Genomic DNA, 19,889 nt, shown 5'->3' with positions numbered 1-19,889 from the left:
TCTCAATTAAATTTTTCAATTAGGCTTTTATAGCTAGAGTAAAATTGCTGCGATCAAATAAAGGCCCCGTTCGTTATTAGAGTTGAAACAAAAAAACAGGAGGTCTTAATATGATTAAAATTATTCTAGATAAATATGGAGTAGGCAGGAGAAAAACTTTGTCTAATTATAAACTTTTATTTGCAGCATTTATGCTAAGTTTCTTGGCAATTTTAGGAGTCGGCAATGAAAGTTATGCGATGAATAAACCTCAATCAGAACAAGCTCTATCTGTCAGCTATTCTGATGATGTATTCGCAGCAGCACAACAGGCCGGCAAACAAATAGTGATTGATGTTTGGAAAAAAGGTTGCTCAACATGTAAAGCCCAACACCCAACTATTGAAGAAGCTAAAAAGATTTACCCTAATGCTGTTTTTATGAAAATTAATTTCACAGATCAGAAAAAAGCTGTTGAGAAGTTTAAGGTAATTAAGCAAAGCACTATTATTGTTTTTAAAGGCGAGAATGAAACAGGAAGAGTGGTAGGTGAGACCAATAAACAAAAGCTACTAGAACTTATTTCCACAGGTGCTTAGTTAGTATTTTGAGATTATTAAGGAAAGTATTATGGGTACTTTGGTTTTAGCGTATATCGCAGGTCTGGTTACGTTATTGTCGCCTTGTGTGTTGCCGCTGCTACCCATAATACTTTATGGAGTATTAAACGAGCATAAAAAAGGTCCGCTTCTACTTTCATTAGGATTGGTTGTTTCATTCACAAGTTTCGGCTTTTTGCTTGCCACAATTGGTCATTCAATAGGCTTAAGTCAAGATTTATTAAGACAGATTGCTGGCTCCGCCTTAGTGTTTTTTGGCATAATATTGCTAATAAGTCCATTTTATCAAAAATTTTCAGCTAATGCTTCTCATTTGACTGGCGGGCTTAATAACTACATTTCTCAAATAGAGTTCAAGGGCTTATGGGGGCAGTTTCTATTAGGTTTAGTCTTGGGTCTTGTATGGGCACCTTGCATAGGGCCTACTTTAGGCGCTGCTATCTCGCTAGCAGCTCAAGGTGAAAGCCTTTTATTAGCCTTCTTAACCATGTTGATTTTTTCTATTGGAACTGTGACACCTTTACTAATTCTTTCTCGCTTGTCGTTTCCATCAATTAATAGTTGGAAAGCACAGATAACAAAAGCAAATAAATATCTTAAACCTACAATGGCACTAATATTTATCATTGTCGGATTGCTTTTCTTAACAGGTTATGTATTTAGAATTGAAGCTGCAATACTGGAGCTTCTTCCAATAGGATTTGTACAATTTATCACAAAGTTTTAATTCATGGTTTTACAAGATAACTAGAGCAATACTAGCAAACAATAATGCCTAGCCGAATTCTCCAATCAAGCGTTTTGGTCTTGAAAAAATTATTTTTATTGGTCTTTTTGTTACTTTTTTAGCTATATCAATGCCTCATCTAAATCAGGCAATAAAATACTGCATATTAGATCTGTCCAGATTTAACAAACTTATTATGCAATAAAAGGTCAACTTGATCTCAACTTAGCTGCTTGATATACATAAGGATTCGGCGTAGCATGGAAGCATAAATTTGGGGGCTCTTTTCCAAATAGAGTCTGAAGGCGACAAGTAATTGACAATAAGTCCCCTTTGAGGTTAGATTGTCTCGAAATGGCTCAAAGCGATAAGGAACGTCTAAAAGAAATACTGCTCGAAAAATCTATACTCAGAGGGGATTTTACACTAGCCTCTGGAAAGAAAAGTAATTACTATATTGACGCAAGACTTACAACTCTTGATGCTGAAGGTGTAAATCTTGTTGGGGCCATTTTTTTAGAGGAGATCAAAAAAGATTCTTCTATAAGTGCTGTTGGAGGGCCCACAATGGGAGCTGATCCGATAGTAGGGTCGATTTTGTCCCTGAGTCATGAGCAGAGCTATCCTTTACCAGGTTTTTTAGTTCGCAAAGAAGAAAAGGGCCATGGCACCGGAAAACTCATTGAGGGCAACCTAACTCCAGAAGACAAAGTAGCAATGGTTGAAGATGTGGTGACAAGCGGCGGTTCAGTTATTAAGGCCATAAACGCGGTTAGAGATATGGGCGCCGATGTTAGAAAACTCTTTGTAATTGTTGACAGGGAAGAAGGTGCCCAAGCAAAATTTGAGGAAATGGGCATAAGCTTTTATTCAATATTTAAAATCAGTGAACTTCTCTAAAGCTAAAATCTGGACATACAAATAAAAAAACTAAGGCGCTTTGATATCGTACTCTTCAAGTTTTCTACGTAGGGTGATCCTATTAATTCCCAATTTCCTTGCGGCTTTTGATCTGTTCCATCCGCACGCATTTAATGCCTCTTTCAAAAGTATTTTTTCTGCCTCTTTTACAATTTTATTATATACATTGTTTTCATCTTCAGAACTCAGCATGCCTTTCACAGATCCTTTAAGTGCGTCTGTTAGAGAGGGAGACTCCTTTGTCTCAATAGATTTATAACTATGGTTAAGTTCTAAATCGTATGAAGTCAGATAGTTGGTTTTGGTAAATGCGATTGCCTTTCTTATAGAATTTTCAAGCTCTCTGACATTCCCCGGCCAGTCATATCTCATGAGCTGGTCTCTAAACTCATTAGTTACTCCATGTATATCTTTTCCCGCCTGACTGCCGTGTCTTCTTGTGAGACATTCCATTAGAAGAGGTATATCCTCTTTTCTCTCTTTAAGAGGCGGCAAATGAATTTTTACAACGTTTATTCTAAAATATAGATCTTCTCTGAATCTGCCTGTTCGAACCAGCTCCTCAAGATTTTTGTTGGTGGCTGTAATTAAGCGGACATTAACTGATATTTCTTTACTACTCCCAAGTCTATGAAATGTACCGCTCTGAATAACCCTTAAAACCTTTGCCTGAAGGGATAAAGACATATCCCCAATTTCATCTAAGAACATAATGCCACCGTCAGCTTCCTCAAATTTGCCTGTTCTCGATGTATCAGCTCCTGTGAACGCTCCCTTCTCATATCCAAAGAGCTCTGCCTCTAAAAGGTTCTCAGGTATGGCGGCGCAGTTAAGAACTACAAAAGGCTCTTCGAAGCGAGTGCTAACTTTCCAAATAGACTCAGCCACAAGCTCTTTTCCTGTTCCGCTTTCTCCCGTTATTAGGACCGGCACGTCTACTCGTCCTACCTGCCCAATTAATTTGCAAACCTCTTGAAGCATTGGCGAGTCGCCTACTATGGCGCAGCTAACACTGCTGCCGACAACATCGCCAGCAAATTCTAGAGGCTCCCCTTTTAATTCAGTTTTAATTCCTATAGCTCTTTTTACAGAATCAACTAATTTAGGGTTATTGATAGGATCTGTAATGCAATCAAATGCACCAAATGTCATAGACTCAATTAAATACCGAGCTCCTTTTTCCTGGGTTATTACAATTACAAAACTATCTTTCTTTAATTGATTTAGAGGGCCTACGCCCATTGTATCGACGTCCAGAAGAGATACATCGCTATCTTTTGAGCCCGTAGAATCTGTTAATACCCTGAAATCACAGATATCGGATAGAGCATTACCAATAACTTCAGACAGACCCAAATTTTGTGTATAAAGGGTTATATTTGTACTCAATTTAATCTCCTTGTGTGTAACAAAAGTATACAGAGTGTTACTAAAGTAATCAATATAGCAAACACAGATTCTATAAGTCTCTGTTATTATTCAAACTTTTATTGATGGCATCTACTTTGCATCTATTAGCGGGATTAATTTATCATAATGTTTATAGTATTTTAAGTTAGGAAGGATAAAGTGGACATAATATTAATCACAGCCATAGGTCTAGCAGCTTTTCTAGCGCTAAATATTGGCGCAAATAATTCAGCAGCCTCAATGGCAACTGCCTATGGCGCAGGTGTTAGAACTAAAAAACAGGCTGTTATCATAATTGCAGTGTTCGCACTATTGGGTGCTTTGATTGCCGGGGCTCCTGTAGTAAAAACATTAGGTAACGGGCTTGTTCCCAGCGAAGTACTATCATCTCATATTGGACTTGTTTTAATAATTTTTGCTATTGCCTCATTTTTTATCACTTGGGCAAACGTAGCAAAGGTGCCTATAGCAACTACTCAGGCGGTGGTATGTGCGATTGTAGGTATTGGTTTATATTCAAAATCGCTTCATACAGATAAGTTCTTAGAAATTGTAATATGGTGGGTAGTTGCTCCAATTGTCGCATTTATTATCAATTTCTTGATGGCGAAGTATCTTTACTTTAGAACGCTTAAGTTTTTAGCTGAGAGATACTCAGAAAAGTCGATAAACCGAATTCTAACAATACTGATTACAATCTCAGGCACATTTTTAGCGTTCTCTGCCGGTGCCAATAACTCGGCAAACGCTGTTGGCCCACTTGTAGGACTGGGACTGATAGGTTCTTACCAAGGAGCACTGATAGCTGGAGTTGCTATGGGGGTAGGCGCTATTTTATTCGGCGGCAGAGTTTTAGAAACAGTAGGTAAAAAGATTACAGAAATATGTATTCTCAGGGCAGTTTCAGTGGAGTTCACTGGAGCTGCGCTTATTTTGATAGCATCATTTGCAGGAATACCTGTATCTATCGCAGAGATAATAACCTCAGGTATAATAGGTTTTTCATGTGCACAGCAGGGTTTTGGGGTTACCGCGAAAAATAGACACGTAATGCAAATCGCATTTTTCTGGGTAGTAATTCCATTTATAGCTGTTGCAATGGGCTATGGTTTAACTTCGCTTTACTTTACATATGGCGTAGATGAATTTATAACAATGAACTTTGCGTTTTAGCGGAGGTAAATGACAATTAGTACAACAGATTTAAAAGCAGAGGATTCAATAAATACTCTTAAGAAGAGATTTAATTCTCAGCAAGTAGAAGAACTTAATAAAAAGTTTGAACACTCAAGTGCAGAGGAAATACTCGAGTGGGCAACATACCTACATCCTAGAGTTGCGCTTGCATCGAGCTTCCAGTCTCAGGGCGTGGTATTGATTGACATGTTCATGAAGATAAATCAAAAGGCTAGGATATTCACAATCGATACTGGAAGGTTAAATGAAGAGACTTACCAGGTTATGGATGCGATTGGTAGCAAGTATGGAGCTAAGATTGAAATACTTTTCCCTGACAAAGCCGAAGTTGAAGAAATGGTAAAAGAACATGGTCCAAATCTATTTTACAAGGGCAGAGACAATAGACTCTTATGCTGTGATATAAGAAAAGTTAGGCCATTAAATAGTTATCTGCCTACCTTAGATTCTTGGATAACATCTATCAGAAAAGACCAGACTGAAAACAGAGCTCAGGCCAGCAAGTTTGAAATAGATGAGATGCATGGGGGGATATTAAAGATAAACCCTCTTGTCGACTGGTCTTCTAAACAGGTTTGGGAATATATAAATGACAATAACGTTCCCTATAACAAGCTGCATGACATAGGATATCCGAGTATAGGATGTGCTCCGTGCACACGTCCGGTTAAAGACGGTGAAGACCCAAGATCTGGTAGGTGGTGGTGGGAAAACGATTCAGATAAAGAGTGCGGTCTTCATATGAACCATAAGGTAAACACATAAATTACTGCAGATCGTTATTAGGCTCTTCTTCATTAGATGAGATCGGCATAGGTGAGGCTTGATGAATTACCATAACCCACCCGGATTCGCCCCTTTCAAAGATGTTAGTTGATACTGATACGTTCATGACAACTGGATCTCTTTTTATGTATGTAAGCTCCTGAACACATGTGACCCATGCAGCGTCGTTCTGTATTTCAATGCTAAGATTGTGGAGTTTAATTTCAAGCTGGTCCGCCGGGTCAAATACGTTCTCCCAGCTCTGCCTTATAGCCTCCCAGCCCTTTAACATAACCCAGCCGGGGTGCATACAGCCGGCTCTCTCATCATGTACAAAAACTGTACCCATAAGCTCAAGGTCCCTTGTACCCAAAGCCCTGTAAAACCTTGTATTAACTTCTAATATTTGTTCTTTGTCTTTCTCAGTGTTCATCTACAGAACCACTATTGGTATAGGATATTCATAGAATAGTTATATAAAGACGCACCTATCCATCTTTATTGCTTAAAGACATCCACCACTTCATTAAACTTATTTACAATGTCACCTTTTACCCGAGATATGTCGTTATAAATGGCAAATACCATTATGAATAAAAGCACCACTAGGCCAATTTTCTGACTTGTTTCAAGAAACCTTTGACTAAGCGGCTTTCTCTTTATGGCTTCAAGTGTTAGATATACCACATGACCGCCGTCGAGCATAGGTATAGGGAATAGGTTTATTACCGCCAGGTTTATGCTAATAAAGCATGTGAATTGGAGAAGCTGTGCAAAACCTGTCTCTGCTGCAGCGCCGGATACTTTTGCAATTAGAATCGGTCCTGCAAGACTCTTACCAGCCGTTCCAAGTGCTATCTTTCCGGTAACAAGTTTATATAGAAATCCGAATAACAGTACAACCACTTCTACTATCATATTAAAGGCTTCTTTAACCCCATTATAAATGGCTTCAAAGAACCCGTATTTTTTCACAATCTCATCTGTAAAGACCTGTATTCCTATTGCGCCTTGACCTTCTTCGCCAAGCGGCTCAGGCGTAATCTGAATATCAAATTGACTATCACCTCTTTCAATTAACATATTTAGCTGTTTATCCGCGCTTTTTTGTATGACTTCAGCCATCTCGTTCCAATTAGCTATAGGTTGTCCGTCAATTTCAACAATTCGGTCGCCTCTTTCAAGTTCTGCTTTCTCGGCAGGCGTTCCGCTGACAATACCGCCAACTTTTGCAAGGACAGGCTCGCCAAATCCTACAGCTACTAGTCCCTCTGAAGTGGCTTTGGCTTGAAGGGGGATATTGATATTCTCACCGTTTCTCTCAACTTCAACATCAAGTAATACGTCAGGGTTGGTTTGAAGCTGTATATTAACGTCTCTCCATGTTTCGACTTTACTTCCGTCTATCTCAATGATCTTATCTCCAACTAAAAATCCTGCTTCCGCAGCTGGAGAGCCTTGTGCAATCTGTCCAATCTCTGGGCTTTTCTCTAAATATGCTGGTACAGAAATACCTATCATGAATACAATTGGAAGAAGTAAAAAGGGAAGTAGAAAGTTCATAAAAGGCCCTGCAATAACAATTAGAAGACGGTTAATAATAGGCTGGTTTGAAAACCCTCTTGGATATTCTTTCTCAGAGTAGTTATCAGCTCCTGCAAGATCCTGGGCTTTTGAAGTGATATCGATATGTTTCCCGTCTCTTTCAACTACGAATTCAAAATCCCTAAGTGGCTCACTTTCAAGCTCTGACTCAAGCTGTTTCCATCTGTCATATGACTTTAGCTCAAGTCCGTCAATGCTTACTATTCTATCACCAGACTTAAAGCCAGAACGCTCAGCATTTGAGCCCGGATCAACTTTATCTACTATAAAATTGCCTTCAACTCCCTCTCCGTACATTTTCACATATCCGCCAAGCGGTAGGAGGCAAACTAGATACTCTGTTTCTCCTCTGGTAAATCCTATTAGTTTTTTTCCAAAACCAAGAGAGAATTTTTCAACTCTAACGCCGCTCCACTTAGCAACTAAAAAGTGCCCAAGTTCGTGTATAAATACTAAAACACCTATAACAAAGATAAATGCAATTATTGCTGTCATGTTTAATTTTTCTCCTAATTATCAATCAAAGACCGGGCAGTTTGTCTAGCCCATGTGTCAGATTCTAAAACCGCATCTAGGGTATTTGCAGGCTGCACACTATGCAGCTCCATAACTTTACTGACCGTTTTAACTATACCTGTAAAATTAATCTCTTCAGCTAAAAATGCAGATACGGCCACTTCGTTTGCCCCATTTAACACTGAGGGCATTGTACCACCTTCTCTGAGTGCGTCAAAAGCAAGCCCAAGTGAAGGGAACTGCTCATAATCTACTTGGGCAAAGCTTAGCTCTCCAAAACTCTCTGGCGAAACTGTAACACAGTTCATCGATAACCTCTGAGGGTAGGATATTGCAAAAGCAATCGGTATTCTCATATCAGGCTTACCCATCTGAGAGATTACCGAGCCGTCAATGTATTCCACCATAGAGTGCACAATACTCTGTGGGTGAATCCACACACTAAGCTCCTTAGGCTCAAAGCCGAAAAGCCATTTAGCCTCAATTACCTCAAATCCTTTGTTCATAAGTGTAGCCGAGTCAATTGTAATTTTCTTTCCCATTTTCCATGTTGGATGTTCAAGAGCTAATTCAACGCTAACTCCTTCTAGCTCAGAGCTTGGAGTATTCAAGAATGGACCGCCAGAAGCAGTAAGTATTAAGCGCTTTACCTCTTTTCGTTCCCCGCACTTAAGAGCTTGAAATAGAGCGCTATGCTCGCTGTCGATCGGGATAAGAGTTCCTCCATTGTTTTCTACTTCGCCAGTAAGCACCTCACCTGCAATAACGAGAGATTCTTTATTAGCAAGAGCAATATCCTTTCCGCATCTAGCTGCAGCAATAGTTGGACGAAGTCCTGATGCTCCAACCATTGCGGATACCAGCATATCAGCTTCATCAATCGTAGCTATAAGTTCAGCACCCTCATTTCCAAAGTGAATTTGGACTTGTGATGAACCTAGTATCTCTTTTAGTTTTGCAGCAGAGTCTTGGTCCTGTACACAAACTTCTCTCGGTTTAAATTGATTAACTTGCTGCGCAACAAGCTCGACATTTTTCCCAGCGCTGAGCCCTACAACACTGAATTTGTCAGGGTGTTTTGAGATTACGTCTAGAGTTTGTCTTCCGATTGATCCCGTGGAGCCTAGAATAGAGATTTTCTTCAAATTACGTCCTTTTTCCTAACTTGATCGCCAGTAAGTCCAAATCTTCTTTCCCTCCGTTGGTAATTCAGAATTGCCTTAATCAAGTGTCTTTTCCTAAAATTCGGCCAAAGAGTTTTAGTTACATAAATTTCAGTGTAGGCAAGCTGCCAGAGCATAAAGTTTGATAATCTTAACTCACCGCTTGTTCTTATTAGAAGATCAGGTTCAGGCAAATCTGATGTATATAAGAATTTTGAGAAATTAGTTTGATTTATATCTTCAGGAGCTATCTTTCCTAGAGAGATCATTTCCTTTGCAGCATCTACTATTTCTTCTCTTCCTCCGTAACTAAGCGCTAGTGTAAGTGTCAGTGATTTGCAGTGCTTTGATTTCTCGATAGCTGTCTCTAAAACTTCATAGACGTCTCTGGGGAGCTCCCAAAGTCTTCCGATTGCATTTAATCTAATATCTTTCTCTATTAATTTATGGCTTTCTTTTTGCAGATAATGCTTTAAAAGCTCCATAAGGGCATTTACTTCATCTTTAGGTCTTTTCCAGTTCTGGGCGGAGAATGCATAGAGGGTGATATTTTCTATACCAATATCTTTTGCGCCCTCCACAACTGCTTTTACGGACTTCATCCCTTCCTTGTGTCCACTTACGCGGTCAAGTTTTTTTTGCTCAGCCCACCTTCCGTTGCCGTCCATTATTATAACTATATGTTTGGGAAGATTATTCTTGTCTACTTGGGCCTCAAGTTTCCCTTTCATTAGGTCACTAATTATAACATTTCGCTGTTATTAAAAAAGTCTAGTCATAGACATTACAAAGTACTTAACGGTATCTATTTTGTAATAGCCTTTGATATATAAGAAAGGGGTGATGCTATAAAGATAACTATTAACAAAACGGAAAGAACTACTAAAAAGGCAAGGCAGTAAATAAATAAGGAAAGCGGGATAAAAAGTATCCTGTATAAAATGAACCATTCCTTAGATACTTCCATAACAACTGACCCGTAGCTGCTGATAAATTTTGCAATAACTGTAAAAAACATACCAAACATTTATTTCTCCTCGCTAGAAATATACTACATCTTTTAACTACTTCAAAGAAGTATCAATTGCCAAGGCCATAATCATTTAATAGACAATATCTTTTCAAAATACCTCCAAATGGCCTTTAATTGCGGGCATATCATAAATTTTCTTGTTGCCAGTGTTCATATGTTTAGTTAACCTGTAAAGGAGGTTATATAAATGCGAATAATTCTATTAATACTTCTTGTATTAACATTAAATACCGATCCAACAAGAGCTGATAATGACGATGTTTATCAGGGGCTTTCCAACTTTACCAGAGTGCTTGACCTTATCCAGAGAAATTATGTTGAAAATGTAGATGGAGAGGATCTAACCGAAAAAGCAATTGAGGGAATGTTAAGGAGTCTTGACCCATATTCAGCCTACCTAAGCCCGGAGAGATACCGCGAGCTTCAAATTGGAACCTCCGGAGAATTTGTCGGAGTTGGTATGGAAGTAACTACTGAAGACGGATACTTGAAAGTAATAACGCCAATAGAAGGGGGGCCAGCCGAAAAAGCAGGTGTTAAGCCCCGTGATCTTATTGTGGAAATTGAAGGCAAGTCTACAAAGGGAATGATAGTTCAAGAAGCTGTAAATATGCTAAGAGGTCCTAAGGGCAGCACTGTAAATGTTACTATTGAGCGAGAAGGCACTTCAGAACCAATAAAAGTCGATCTGGTAAGAGACAAAATAGTTGTTAAGAGCGTTAAATATGATCTTTTAGAAAACGGTATTGGATATATAAAACTATCTCAGTTTCAGGAGAATTCTTCTCAGGAATTAAGAAACGCTCTATCTCAGCTCGAAGCTCAAAACGGGGGTAAACTACGTGGAGTGGTTTTGGACTTAAGAAATAACCCTGGCGGACTTTTAGGAGAAGCAATAGAAATAGTTGATGAATTCATAGACCAAGGGCTTATTGTTAGCGTTAAAGGCAGGGATAAAAATCAGGCTAGAGATCATTATGCAACAAAGAATGGGGATTTTCAGGAATACCCAATAGTGGTTATAGTGAATGAGGGAAGCGCAAGCGCTTCGGAAGTTGTTGCTGAAGCTCTTCAGGATAATAAAAGGGCGACTATTTTAGGCACGAACACTTTTGGAAAAGGTTCGGTGCAAACAATTATAAGATTAGAAGATGGATCAGGGCTAAAGCTTACAACAGCAAAATTCTATGCCCCAAGCGGACGCTCGATAAGCGAAGTCGGCTTAACCCCGGACGTGATTGTTGAAAATAAAGATTCTAAAGACCAACAGCTAAACACCGCAGTTGAAATTTTAAAAAAGCCTGGAGCTAATAAGGGCGTTCCTAAGGGCTAAGGTGAATCCTAGCTTTGCCAAGAAAATCTAAGACTACAAAAAGACCAAGAAGAACATCCAGAAGAAAAAAAGGCGCACGCGTCACAAAAATAGTAATATTGACGAGCGGGTTTATTGTTCTAATTTTTTTGGGACTCTACGCTATTAACTATCTTAAACAAAACGCATCTTCCAACTATACAGGGAAAACATTATCTGCAACCGAAATGGATAATCTTATTAAGGATGTCGATAACAGTCTAACAGCTGCTTTTTTTGAAGCCGGAATATCTGCAAACAATATAGAATCTAAAAAGGTATACAACAAAGAGGAGAATAATCTTGTATGGGAGTATAAAGATATTCAGGTATCACCGGCCAAAGGTGTAACAGCAAAAAAGGTTAAGAAGGTTCTTCAAAGCTCTATTATTGAGGAGTATCCGGTTGATTACAAGTTTGATAATGGAAAAGATTTGCTTGTTGCTTATATTAGAATTAATGACATCAACACTCATAAGATAAGGTTTGAATTCGAAAAGCAAAAAGCGGCTCAATCAAAAAAGAAAGATAGTACAAAAACAGCTAAGACTCCCGATAAAAAGAAGACAAGTTCTAATAAAAATATATTAAAGAAAGAAGATTCTACTAAAAAGCAAGCTGATATTAATAAGTATCCAAAATCTAAAATCGTTATTATTGTTGATGATCTCGGTCTTAATAAACAGCCAATAGATGCTCTGTTGAAATTAAATGCCCCTATAACATTTGCAGTGCTTCCAAATCTTCCCTACTCAAGCTATGCAGCAGAAAAAGCTGATAAGAAAGGATGGGATGTGATTCTGCATATGCCTATGGAGCCGAAAGAATCCTCTGGTTATACAGGTACTGACGCCGGGGAGGATGCACTCTTAGTAGGTCTTCCAAAAGACGTTATTCTAAATAAAATGAATAGCAACCTCTCATCTGTGCCTCATGTGGTTGGGGTCAATAATCATATGGGATCAAAGTTCATGGAAAATGACGAACTTATGGAGCTTATACTCACGGATCTAAAGAAAAAGGATATGATGTTTATTGATAGCAAAACCACAGCGCAAAGTAAGGGCTATGTTACTGCCCGCAGGCTGGGTATGAAAACGGCCCAAAGAGATATGTTCCTAGACCATTCTGCAAAAGATGCGGGACATGTTAAGCAGCAGCTTCAAAAACTTGTGGATTTGTCTAAGAAAAAGGGCTATGCAGTGGGAATATGTCATCCTTATCCAGGGACAATTGAGGCCCTTAGCCAAATGATCCCGAAGATAACACAAGAGGTTGAAGTTGTTTCAATATCAAATATTATTAATAGCACAAACACTGTCGGAAGAAATTAATTACTTATTTCCCCCAATTATAAGGAGTGACTTGAAATGGGCTTAGTTGATGATACAAGAAAAAGGCGTGATTCTTGGATAAAGAGGTTTGAGGAGCAGCGCCAGGAAGAAGAATGGGATCCTTCTGAGAAAGTCGATTCTGAGGCTGAAGAGAAGAGAATTGCTGAGAACAGGAAAAAAGTCGGAGTATTTCCGCCTAAACCTGAACTAAAATAATATATTTCACTTATATAACCAGCACTTGACAATTGACCCTAAATCTATTAATTTTTTCAAGCTGTACTATTGAAATTAGTCGGAGGAATTTATTTTATGCCAGGAATTGTAGTAGGAAATAATGAGAGCATTGATAGCGCTCTTAAAAGATTTAAAAAACAAGTAGAGAAAGGCGGCGTTCTCTCTGAAGTTAGAAGAAGAGAACACTATGAGAAACCTAGTGAGAAGAAAAAGAAAAAACTCTTTGCTGCCAAAAAGCGCGTAGTTAAGCGTTCTAGAAGAAGTTAATTTGTCGAATTAATACATATTGCATAGTAAATCCGGTTGGGGGACACAACATTTGACTTTGCTATACTGTAGTTTCAATTCGATTGATCATACCTTTGTGTGTCCGGTTGTAGCTTTTTTAAATCAGTTCAAACATAGATGTCAAAATTTAACAATGAGGCTCTTGTTAACGAAATAAAAGGGAGGTTGAGTATTATTGACCTCGTAGAGAGTTATACATCTGTTAAAAAAACAGGAAAGGGCTATGTTGGGCTCTGTCCTTTTCATGACGATACTAATCCCTCGATGCATATCGATGATGAGAAAGGGTTGTTCCACTGTTTTAGCTGTGGGGCCGGAGGGGATATTTTCGGTTTCTATATGCGCTACAACAATTTATCCTTCCCTGAAGCACTAACTGAGCTGGCAAAAAAGGCCGGTGTCCAAATAGAAAGAAAAAGTGAATCAGCTCCTAAAAAATCTCCAAATAGTGCGCTTTATAAAATAAACGCAGTAGCCGCTAAGTTCTACAGAAAAACACTTTTAGACAGTCCTCGAGGACAACAAGGCAGATCATACCTGAAGAAAAGGGGCATCTCAGAGGAGACCTCAAAAGAGTTCATATTCGGGTTTGCCCCAGAAGGTTGGGACAACCTGTCTAAATTTCTTGCTAAAAATAAGGTGCCTTTAGGCATTGCAGAAAAAGTCGGATTAATAGTGAAGCGAAAAAATGCGGACGGTTACTACGACCGGTTTAGAAATAGATTAATGTTTCCCATATGCAATGTAGATGGAAAAGTAATTGGCTTTGGAGGAAGAAGGGTCAATGAAGAAGACGAGCCTAAATATATAAACTCCCCTGAATCTGATATATACCAAAAAAGAAAGAGCTTTTACGGAATTAATAAATCAAAAGACTCTATAAGACATGAAGGCAGAGCCATATTAGTAGAGGGCTATACAGATTTCTTGTCGTTATATTCCTTAGGGTTTAAAAATGTCGTTGCAACTCTTGGCACTTCACTCACAAGAGAACATGTGAGTCTGCTCAAACGCTATACTGAGAACGTTATTGTTATATTTGACAGTGATGAATCTGGTAGGAAAGCAGCGATGAGATCACTGGATGTGCTTTTAGAAGAAGGGTTATTACCACATGTAGCGGCTTTGCCCTCAGGTAAAGATCCTGATTCTTTTATTACAGAGATGGGTGTTGAGAAATTTGAAGCTCTGCTTGATAACTCAACTAGCTGGGTCGAGTTTTTTATAGATATGTCCATTGATCGTTATAAAAAGGGCAGGACTACATTAAACGAGATGGTTAGAAGCATAGTGGAGCTGTTGGAAAAATTAAGGGACCCGGTTGAGAAGAGCCTTCGAATTAAAAAAACTGCTGAGATGCTTGGAATACAAGAAACTGAAATTTATTCAATGGTAAAACGCGGCTCTATAAAGGGTGGTACAGCCGGCAGCTCATCAAAAACTAAATATCCTAGTACTGAAAAATTATTATTGACTGTCCTAGCCAAGTTCCCCGATCTTCATGTACAATTATATGAAGAGGAATGGAGTGAGCTTATAACGGATGCAGATATTAAGTCTATTATACAAGTCATTGTGGACAAGGGGGAAGTAGACCCTTCTTATCTGCTGATTCATTTTGAGGGTAGCACTGCTCACGAATTAATCTCAGAGGCCTTATTATCTTCGCCTGGCGTTTCAGACATTGAGAGCGCTGGTAAGATTGTTCAAGGATGCATTGGAAAATTAAAGCTGTTAAAACTGGATGAAAAGTTAAAAGTTCTCAGAATTGAAATTGACGAAGCTGTCAAAGAGAAAAATACGGAACTTGAGAAAAAACTTCTTAAGCAGTACAGAGATTTATCGATGCAAAAACAAAGGGAGGAAAGAAGAGCCTTATGAGTAATGAGAAAGAAAATGCTTTAGAAGCTGAAATGGCACAAGAAGATTCTAATCTTTCCAGCCCTGAAAAAGGCGCAGAGTTAGAGGACTCAAATTACTCAGAGAATTCTGATTCTGAAGATTTCCCTAACAAAGAAGAAAACGGATCACCCGCACCTAAATACGAATTTGCCTTTAGAAATAATAAAGAAAATGCAAATGAGTATGACCTTATCAGGTTCTATCTTCATGAAATAGCTGATCATTCGCTTCTCTCAAGAGAAGAAGAAATACGGATAGCAAAAAAAATTGAGACTGGAAAAAGAATAATCGCTAAAACAATTTTGAGCTCATCGCTTATGCTAAATGAGGTTTGCGGCATAGGCGAGGAACTACAGAAAGGCGACCTAGATATAAGAGATGTCACAAACTTTGTTGACGAAACCGACAATATGAGCGAAGAGGCACATATCGGTATTGGGAATTTAATTTATGAGATTACTAAGCTCTATAAAGAAAATGAGCAACTAGAGAAAGAAATATTAAAAGCTTCAAAGAAGAAAAAAGCTGATTTAAATGAGAGAATAAAAAATAACAGAGACCTTATGATTTCTTATCTTGAAGAAATAAATTTAAGCGGAATCCAGATGGAGAGGATTTTAAGTGTTGCAAAAGGTTATATAAAAAGATTAGACAAGATAAAGAGCGAATTAGGCGGGTCTCAGAAAAAGGCTGCAAAATTAAACGCTAAATCTAAAAAAGAATACTCAAAAGAGATACAAGAGCTTTTAGACGAAGCAGAAGAAAATACCAGAAGCCTTAAGAAATGTGTTGGTAGGATAGAGTTTGGCGAGCGCATCACTTCAATGGCTAGAAGAACTTTGATTGAATCCAATTTAAGATTAGTTGTAAGTATTGCAAGGCGTTACATAAACCGCGGTCTTCCATTTTTAGACCTTATACAGGAAGGAAACGTTGGGCTTATGAGGGCGGTTGAAAAGTTTGAATACGATAGGGGCTATAAGTTCTCTACGTATGCCACCTGGTGGATCAGGCAAGCCATTACAAGGTCTTTAGCGGACCAATCCAGAATTATCAGAATCCCCGTTCATATGACAGAGACAATTAATAGAATAATCAGAACCTCTAGACATTTAGTCCAAGAGCTGGGGCGTGAGCCAATGCCCGATGAGATAGCAGCCAGGGTAGGTATGTCTACTGAGAAAGTAGCAAGGGTATTAAAAATCTCTAAAGACCCAATCTCACTTGAAACACCTATAGGTGATGAAGAAGATAGTAAGTTAGTAGACTTAATTGAAGATTCGAGCACAAGCTCTCCTGTTAACGTCTTAGAGATGAATGAGCTTAAGCAGATTATAAATAACGCCCTCTCGTCAGTTTTAAACACCAGGGAAGAAAGCATTGTAAGGCTTCGTTTTGGTATTGATGAGGAAAAGGAACACACACTTGAAGAGGTGGGCCATCAGTTCCAGGTAACACGTGAGAGAATAAGACAAATCGAAGTAAAGGCGATTAAAAAACTAAAACGTGCCGCAAGAGTTTATCCCATCAAAAGCTACGTAGAAAAGAACTAACTCCAAGCTAATAACAGTTATTACCTAAGATCTATTTGTTTGCTTTAATTCTTTGGCTTCTTCAAAGTATACTAGAGCGGTATCCACAGTTTTTACTCTTAACATCTGCATTACCTCCGAAACACTTGCGCCTGATTCGATTGCCAGTATGGCGGCAGTGTGCCGGAGACTATACGGCGTAATTCCTTTCTTATTAAGTCCCAGCTTTTCAAAATAGTAGCTAATCCTCGCCCTAATTGCCCTAGTTGTAATTCTAACTCTAATAGCTCTATTGCCCTCTCCCCAGAAAAGGGGCTCAGCGGGTTTTGATGACTCTCTTTGAGATAAATATTCATCAATCTCTTTCACAACAGGTTCCGGTACTACTACATACTCGTTTTTAGCATCTTTATTTTTCCCCTGAACATATATAACAGTCTTATCATTTTTCCTTTTTATATCTTCAACATTAGCTCTAACAAGTTCTATCTCGCTCAGCCCACACCTGAGCATCAAATTAAAAATAAGGCTGTCTCTAAGGCCAAGAGAGGTTGAAATATCAATAGAATCAAAAAGCTTATTAAGGTCTGGGTTTGATATTGTTTTGGTGGAATGTCTTTTAGGACGCGCCCCGCCTTTTATTTTCTTTGCAGGATTCTCTGAGATTTTCCCCTGATTTTCCAAATAATCATATAACCTTCTAACTGCCGTAAGATATGCTGAAACTGAGCTTGTAGAGAGATCTTTAGATATTATGAAGTCCTTGTAGCGCTGGATATCGTTTGGTGTAAGTCCAATTGGGGATTTATTGCCCAGCCACTTGGAAAATTCCAGGAGCGCTTTACGATATGTGTCCTTTGTTGTCTGTCGTCTGTTAAGTGAATTGATAAAATCACGGATTAAATCTTGCATTTACCAAATTAAAGCATTTTTATCTGATAATTACAAATATTCTATTGACAACCTTTAATACTGATGTAAATTTTACCTCTAATTGGGTGGCTATACTGAAGAGGTCACACCTGGTCCCATTCCGAACCCAGAAGTTAAGCTCTTCAAGGCCGATGATACTGCTCTTGTACGGGAGTGGGAAAGTAGGTAGCTGCCTGATTGTTTTTTTCTTTATTACACTCCCTTCACATTTCTAATTCTTCATTATTGTTTTGTGTTATGTGCTTATGTACTATTCTGTATTCTTATAATCTATAACAACTGAGAACCTATATGGAAAAAATGCGCGTTGCCGTTTTTGCTTCAGGAAGCGGCACCAATCTTCAAGCAATCATTGATGCAGAGATTGATACAATTGATATAGTACTTGTATTCAGTAACAAGCCTGGCGCATACGCAATCGAGCGTGCCGAAAAGCATAACATCCCTACAGAAGTAATAGACCATAAAGGCTATAGCGAGAGAGAGGATTTTGATAGGGCAGTACTAGAAGCAATTGAGCCTTATAAGCCGGATCTTTTAGTTTTAGCAGGCTATATGAGAATTCTCTCGCCAGTATTTGTTAGAGCTTACAAAAACAAAATTATAAATATTCATCCTGCTCTTCTCCCATCATTCCCTGGAATAAATTCAGGGCGCCAAGCTTTAGAGTACGGTGTTAAATACACTGGTGTTACAGTTCACTATGTAGATGAGGGAGTAGACACCGGGCCAATTATTTTACAGCAAATAGTTAAAATAGAAGATACAGATGAAGAGAATTCTCTACTCGAGAAGATCCACCAAGTGGAACATCGGATTTATCCCGAAGCTATCAGCCTAGTCTCTAGCGGTGAGGTTGAAATTGTCGGCAGAAGGGTATTAAAAAAGAATTGATTTAAACTTCTCTTCCCACAGCTTTTGCGACTGCAGCTGCTTTTTCCATCATATCGGCAAACTTTTTAGGTTTAAGCGACTGTCCGCCATCACTTACGGCAACCTCTGGATTGTTGTGTACTTCAACAATTACACCATCTGCACCGGCCGCGATTGAAGCAAGCGCCATAGGAGTTACATACTGCCAATATCCTGTCCCGTGGCTAGGATCAGCAACGACAGGCAGGTGAGTTCTTTCCTTAAGAACCGGGATTGCATTTAAATCAAAGGTATTTCTTGTTGCGGTTTCAAAAGTTCTTATTCCTCTCTCGCAGAGCATTACATCCTCATTTCCTTCAGAGAGAATGTACTCAGCGCACATCAAAAACTCTTTAATTGTTGTGGACATTCCTCTTTTTAGAAGAACTGGTTTCTTTGATTTTCCAACTTCTTGTAAAAGCGCATAGTTCTGAGAATTCCTAGCGCCTATTTGTAGAACGTCTGCATACTCTAAGACCGTGTCTAAGTGCTTCACATTGAGTATTTCTGTAACTATGGGAAGACCTGTTTCCTCTCTTGCTTGAGCTAGCAGCTTTAATCCGTCAACTCCCATTCCTTGGAATGTATAGGGGGAGGATCTTGGCTTATATGCGCCGCCCCTTAGCATTGTAGCTCCAGCATCTTTGATTGCATGGGCTATTTCCATGAGCTGCTCTTCACTCTCAACTGAGCAAGGGCCTGCTATCACTGGAATTTTATTTTGACCAACAATAGCGCCGTTTACATTAACTTGTGTGTCTTCAGGTTTAAATTCTCTGCTTGCGAGTTTGTGAGCCGGTAGAATTGGGATTACTTTTTCTACCCCAGGAAGAATGCTTAGAGTTTCAACATCCTCAGGTTTTCCTCTTTCATCACCGATTGCGCCGATAACAGTTCTAAGCACACCCTCAATGGGATGAGGCTGATAACCAAGCTCAACCATAGTGGTTTTAGCTCTTTGTATTTCGTCGGGGTCTGCCCCGCTTTTCATTACAACAATCATTTCCTAAACTCCTTAGCTTATCGCAAGCAAATTATCTAAATCAAAGGTGCTAGAATACATGAAGACCTAATGTTGTCAACCGCTTACGCATAGTTTTAACAGTGCCAAAAAGCACTTCTAAGTTATCGCATCTTGATGCGCTTGATTCTTAGGAAGTTTCATAGAATAATATAAACCCTACTTTTAATTTTTCACCCCTTAAACTTGAGGGCGGGTGGTGAAATTGGCAGACACGACGGCCTCAAAAGCCGTTGGACTCACGTCCGTGGGGGTTCAAGTCCCCCCCCGCCCACTCAGAAATGAAATCAAAGAACTTAATTCATAATATTTGCAAGTTATATATATTTTTTACACCTCAGAATGTAGACTAATATCTATAGGTATTAGAATTCAATTATATGTTGGCGGAGATAAATTATGGATAAAGATACTATGATAAAGTTGTTGAATGAAGATTTAGC

General features: G+C 38.9%; 19 protein-coding genes, 1 tRNA gene and 1 rRNA gene. 14 read left to right on the top strand and 7 right to left on the bottom strand.

The window, feature by feature from the left end:
- Window positions 1-110 precede the first annotated feature (110 nt).
- The 3 genes from AAF462_01795 (at window position 111) to pyrE (ending at window position 2,226) form a co-directional block, all read left to right on the top strand.
- Window positions 111-578, top strand: coding sequence for a thioredoxin family protein (locus tag AAF462_01795; protein ID MEM7007846.1), 468 nt, complete (start codon window positions 111-113; stop codon window positions 576-578).
- A 31-nt stretch (window positions 579-609) separates the two neighbouring features.
- Entirely contained in the window at window positions 610-1,326 is a 717-nt protein-coding gene (locus tag AAF462_01790) for a cytochrome c biogenesis CcdA family protein (protein MEM7007845.1), read from the top strand.
- A 354-nt stretch (window positions 1,327-1,680) separates the two neighbouring features.
- On the top strand, window positions 1,681-2,226 hold the full coding sequence (pyrE, locus tag AAF462_01785; GenBank protein MEM7007844.1) for an orotate phosphoribosyltransferase: 546 nt from the start codon (window positions 1,681-1,683) through the stop codon (window positions 2,224-2,226).
- A gap of 30 nt (window positions 2,227-2,256) precedes the next feature.
- On the opposite strand, the gene AAF462_01780 is transcribed toward pyrE, so the two are convergent.
- Window positions 2,257-3,636 carry a sigma-54 dependent transcriptional regulator gene (locus AAF462_01780; GenBank protein ID MEM7007843.1) on the bottom strand — a complete coding sequence of 460 codons (1,380 nt, stop codon included), beginning with the start codon at window positions 3,634-3,636 and terminating at the stop codon, window positions 2,257-2,259.
- A 180-nt stretch (window positions 3,637-3,816) separates the two neighbouring features.
- On the opposite strand from AAF462_01780, the gene AAF462_01775 reads away from it, so the two are divergent.
- Both AAF462_01775 and AAF462_01770 read left to right on the top strand, forming a co-directional pair.
- The gene (locus AAF462_01775) at window positions 3,817-4,830 is read left to right on the top strand and encodes an inorganic phosphate transporter (GenBank protein ID MEM7007842.1); all 1,014 of its coding nucleotides are present in this window, start codon (window positions 3,817-3,819) and stop codon (window positions 4,828-4,830) included.
- Window positions 4,831-4,839: 9 nt separating this feature from the next.
- On the top strand, window positions 4,840-5,619 hold the full coding sequence (locus tag AAF462_01770) for a phosphoadenylyl-sulfate reductase (protein MEM7007841.1): 780 nt from the start codon (window positions 4,840-4,842) through the stop codon (window positions 5,617-5,619).
- Window position 5,620: 1 nt separating this feature from the next.
- Here AAF462_01770 and AAF462_01765 read toward each other — a convergent pair whose 3' ends face one another.
- The 4 genes from AAF462_01765 to AAF462_01750 all read right to left on the bottom strand — a co-directional run bounded on the left by AAF462_01765 (window position 5,621) and on the right by AAF462_01750 (window position 9,634).
- Window positions 5,621-6,052, bottom strand: a complete 432-nt coding sequence (locus tag AAF462_01765; GenBank protein ID MEM7007840.1) for a nuclear transport factor 2 family protein — start codon at window positions 6,050-6,052, stop codon at window positions 5,621-5,623.
- A 65-nt stretch (window positions 6,053-6,117) separates the two neighbouring features.
- Complete coding sequence (gene rseP / locus AAF462_01760) at window positions 6,118-7,719, bottom strand: RIP metalloprotease RseP (protein MEM7007839.1); 1,602 nt, start codon at window positions 7,717-7,719, stop codon at window positions 6,118-6,120.
- A 14-nt stretch (window positions 7,720-7,733) separates the two neighbouring features.
- The gene (locus AAF462_01755) at window positions 7,734-8,885 is read right to left on the bottom strand and encodes a 1-deoxy-D-xylulose-5-phosphate reductoisomerase (protein ID MEM7007838.1); all 1,152 of its coding nucleotides are present in this window, start codon (window positions 8,883-8,885) and stop codon (window positions 7,734-7,736) included.
- The gene (locus AAF462_01750) at window positions 8,882-9,634 is read right to left on the bottom strand and encodes an isoprenyl transferase (GenBank protein ID MEM7007837.1); all 753 of its coding nucleotides are present in this window, start codon (window positions 9,632-9,634) and stop codon (window positions 8,882-8,884) included. Before AAF462_01750 ends, AAF462_01755 begins: the two co-directional genes overlap by 4 nt.
- 489 nt (window positions 9,635-10,123) lie before the next feature.
- On the opposite strand from AAF462_01750, the gene AAF462_01745 reads away from it, so the two are divergent.
- The 6 genes from AAF462_01745 to rpoD all read left to right on the top strand — a co-directional run bounded on the left by AAF462_01745 (window position 10,124) and on the right by rpoD (window position 16,601).
- Window positions 10,124-11,269, top strand: coding sequence for a S41 family peptidase (locus tag AAF462_01745; GenBank protein ID MEM7007836.1), 1,146 nt, complete (start codon window positions 10,124-10,126; stop codon window positions 11,267-11,269).
- Window positions 11,270-11,283: 14 nt separating this feature from the next.
- Complete coding sequence (locus AAF462_01740; protein MEM7007835.1) at window positions 11,284-12,621, top strand: divergent polysaccharide deacetylase family protein; 1,338 nt, start codon at window positions 11,284-11,286, stop codon at window positions 12,619-12,621.
- A 36-nt stretch (window positions 12,622-12,657) separates the two neighbouring features.
- Window positions 12,658-12,837 (top strand): hypothetical protein, encoded by a 180-nt coding sequence (locus tag AAF462_01735; protein MEM7007834.1) that lies wholly within the window; start codon window positions 12,658-12,660, stop codon window positions 12,835-12,837.
- Window positions 12,838-12,933: 96 nt separating this feature from the next.
- Window positions 12,934-13,125, top strand: coding sequence for a 30S ribosomal protein S21 (rpsU, locus tag AAF462_01730; protein ID MEM7007833.1), 192 nt, complete (start codon window positions 12,934-12,936; stop codon window positions 13,123-13,125).
- Between the two features lie 138 nt (window positions 13,126-13,263).
- Window positions 13,264-15,027 (top strand): DNA primase, encoded by a 1,764-nt coding sequence (gene dnaG, locus AAF462_01725; GenBank protein ID MEM7007832.1) that lies wholly within the window; start codon window positions 13,264-13,266, stop codon window positions 15,025-15,027.
- Window positions 15,024-16,601, top strand: coding sequence for an RNA polymerase sigma factor RpoD (rpoD, locus tag AAF462_01720; protein MEM7007831.1), 1,578 nt, complete (start codon window positions 15,024-15,026; stop codon window positions 16,599-16,601). Before dnaG ends, rpoD begins: the two co-directional genes overlap by 4 nt.
- A gap of 24 nt (window positions 16,602-16,625) precedes the next feature.
- Here rpoD and AAF462_01715 read toward each other — a convergent pair whose 3' ends face one another.
- Window positions 16,626-17,492 carry a tyrosine-type recombinase/integrase gene (locus AAF462_01715; GenBank protein ID MEM7007830.1) on the bottom strand — a complete coding sequence of 289 codons (867 nt, stop codon included), beginning with the start codon at window positions 17,490-17,492 and terminating at the stop codon, window positions 16,626-16,628.
- Window positions 17,493-17,574: 82 nt separating this feature from the next.
- Between AAF462_01715 and rrf the strand changes: the two genes are divergently transcribed.
- Both rrf and purN read left to right on the top strand, forming a co-directional pair.
- Window positions 17,575-17,691: ribosomal RNA gene (rrf, locus tag AAF462_01710) — 5S ribosomal RNA — on the top strand.
- Window positions 17,692-17,804: 113 nt separating this feature from the next.
- Window positions 17,805-18,407 (top strand): phosphoribosylglycinamide formyltransferase, encoded by a 603-nt coding sequence (purN, locus tag AAF462_01705; GenBank protein ID MEM7007829.1) that lies wholly within the window; start codon window positions 17,805-17,807, stop codon window positions 18,405-18,407.
- Window position 18,408: 1 nt separating this feature from the next.
- On the opposite strand, the gene aroF is transcribed toward purN, so the two are convergent.
- Complete coding sequence (gene aroF, locus AAF462_01700; protein MEM7007828.1) at window positions 18,409-19,428, bottom strand: 3-deoxy-7-phosphoheptulonate synthase; 1,020 nt, start codon at window positions 19,426-19,428, stop codon at window positions 18,409-18,411.
- Window positions 19,429-19,636: 208 nt separating this feature from the next.
- Between aroF and AAF462_01695 the strand changes: the two genes are divergently transcribed.
- Window positions 19,637-19,720, top strand: a tRNA-Leu gene (locus tag AAF462_01695).
- Window positions 19,721-19,889 lie beyond the last annotated feature (169 nt).

This window comes from Thermodesulfobacteriota bacterium (genome assembly GCA_039028315.1).
Taxonomy (GTDB): Bacteria; Desulfobacterota_D; UBA1144; order Nemesobacterales; family UBA2774; genus CR02bin9.
The sequence above is the reverse complement of the archived record's forward strand: the minus strand, read 5'-3'. Positions and strand labels throughout refer to the sequence as shown.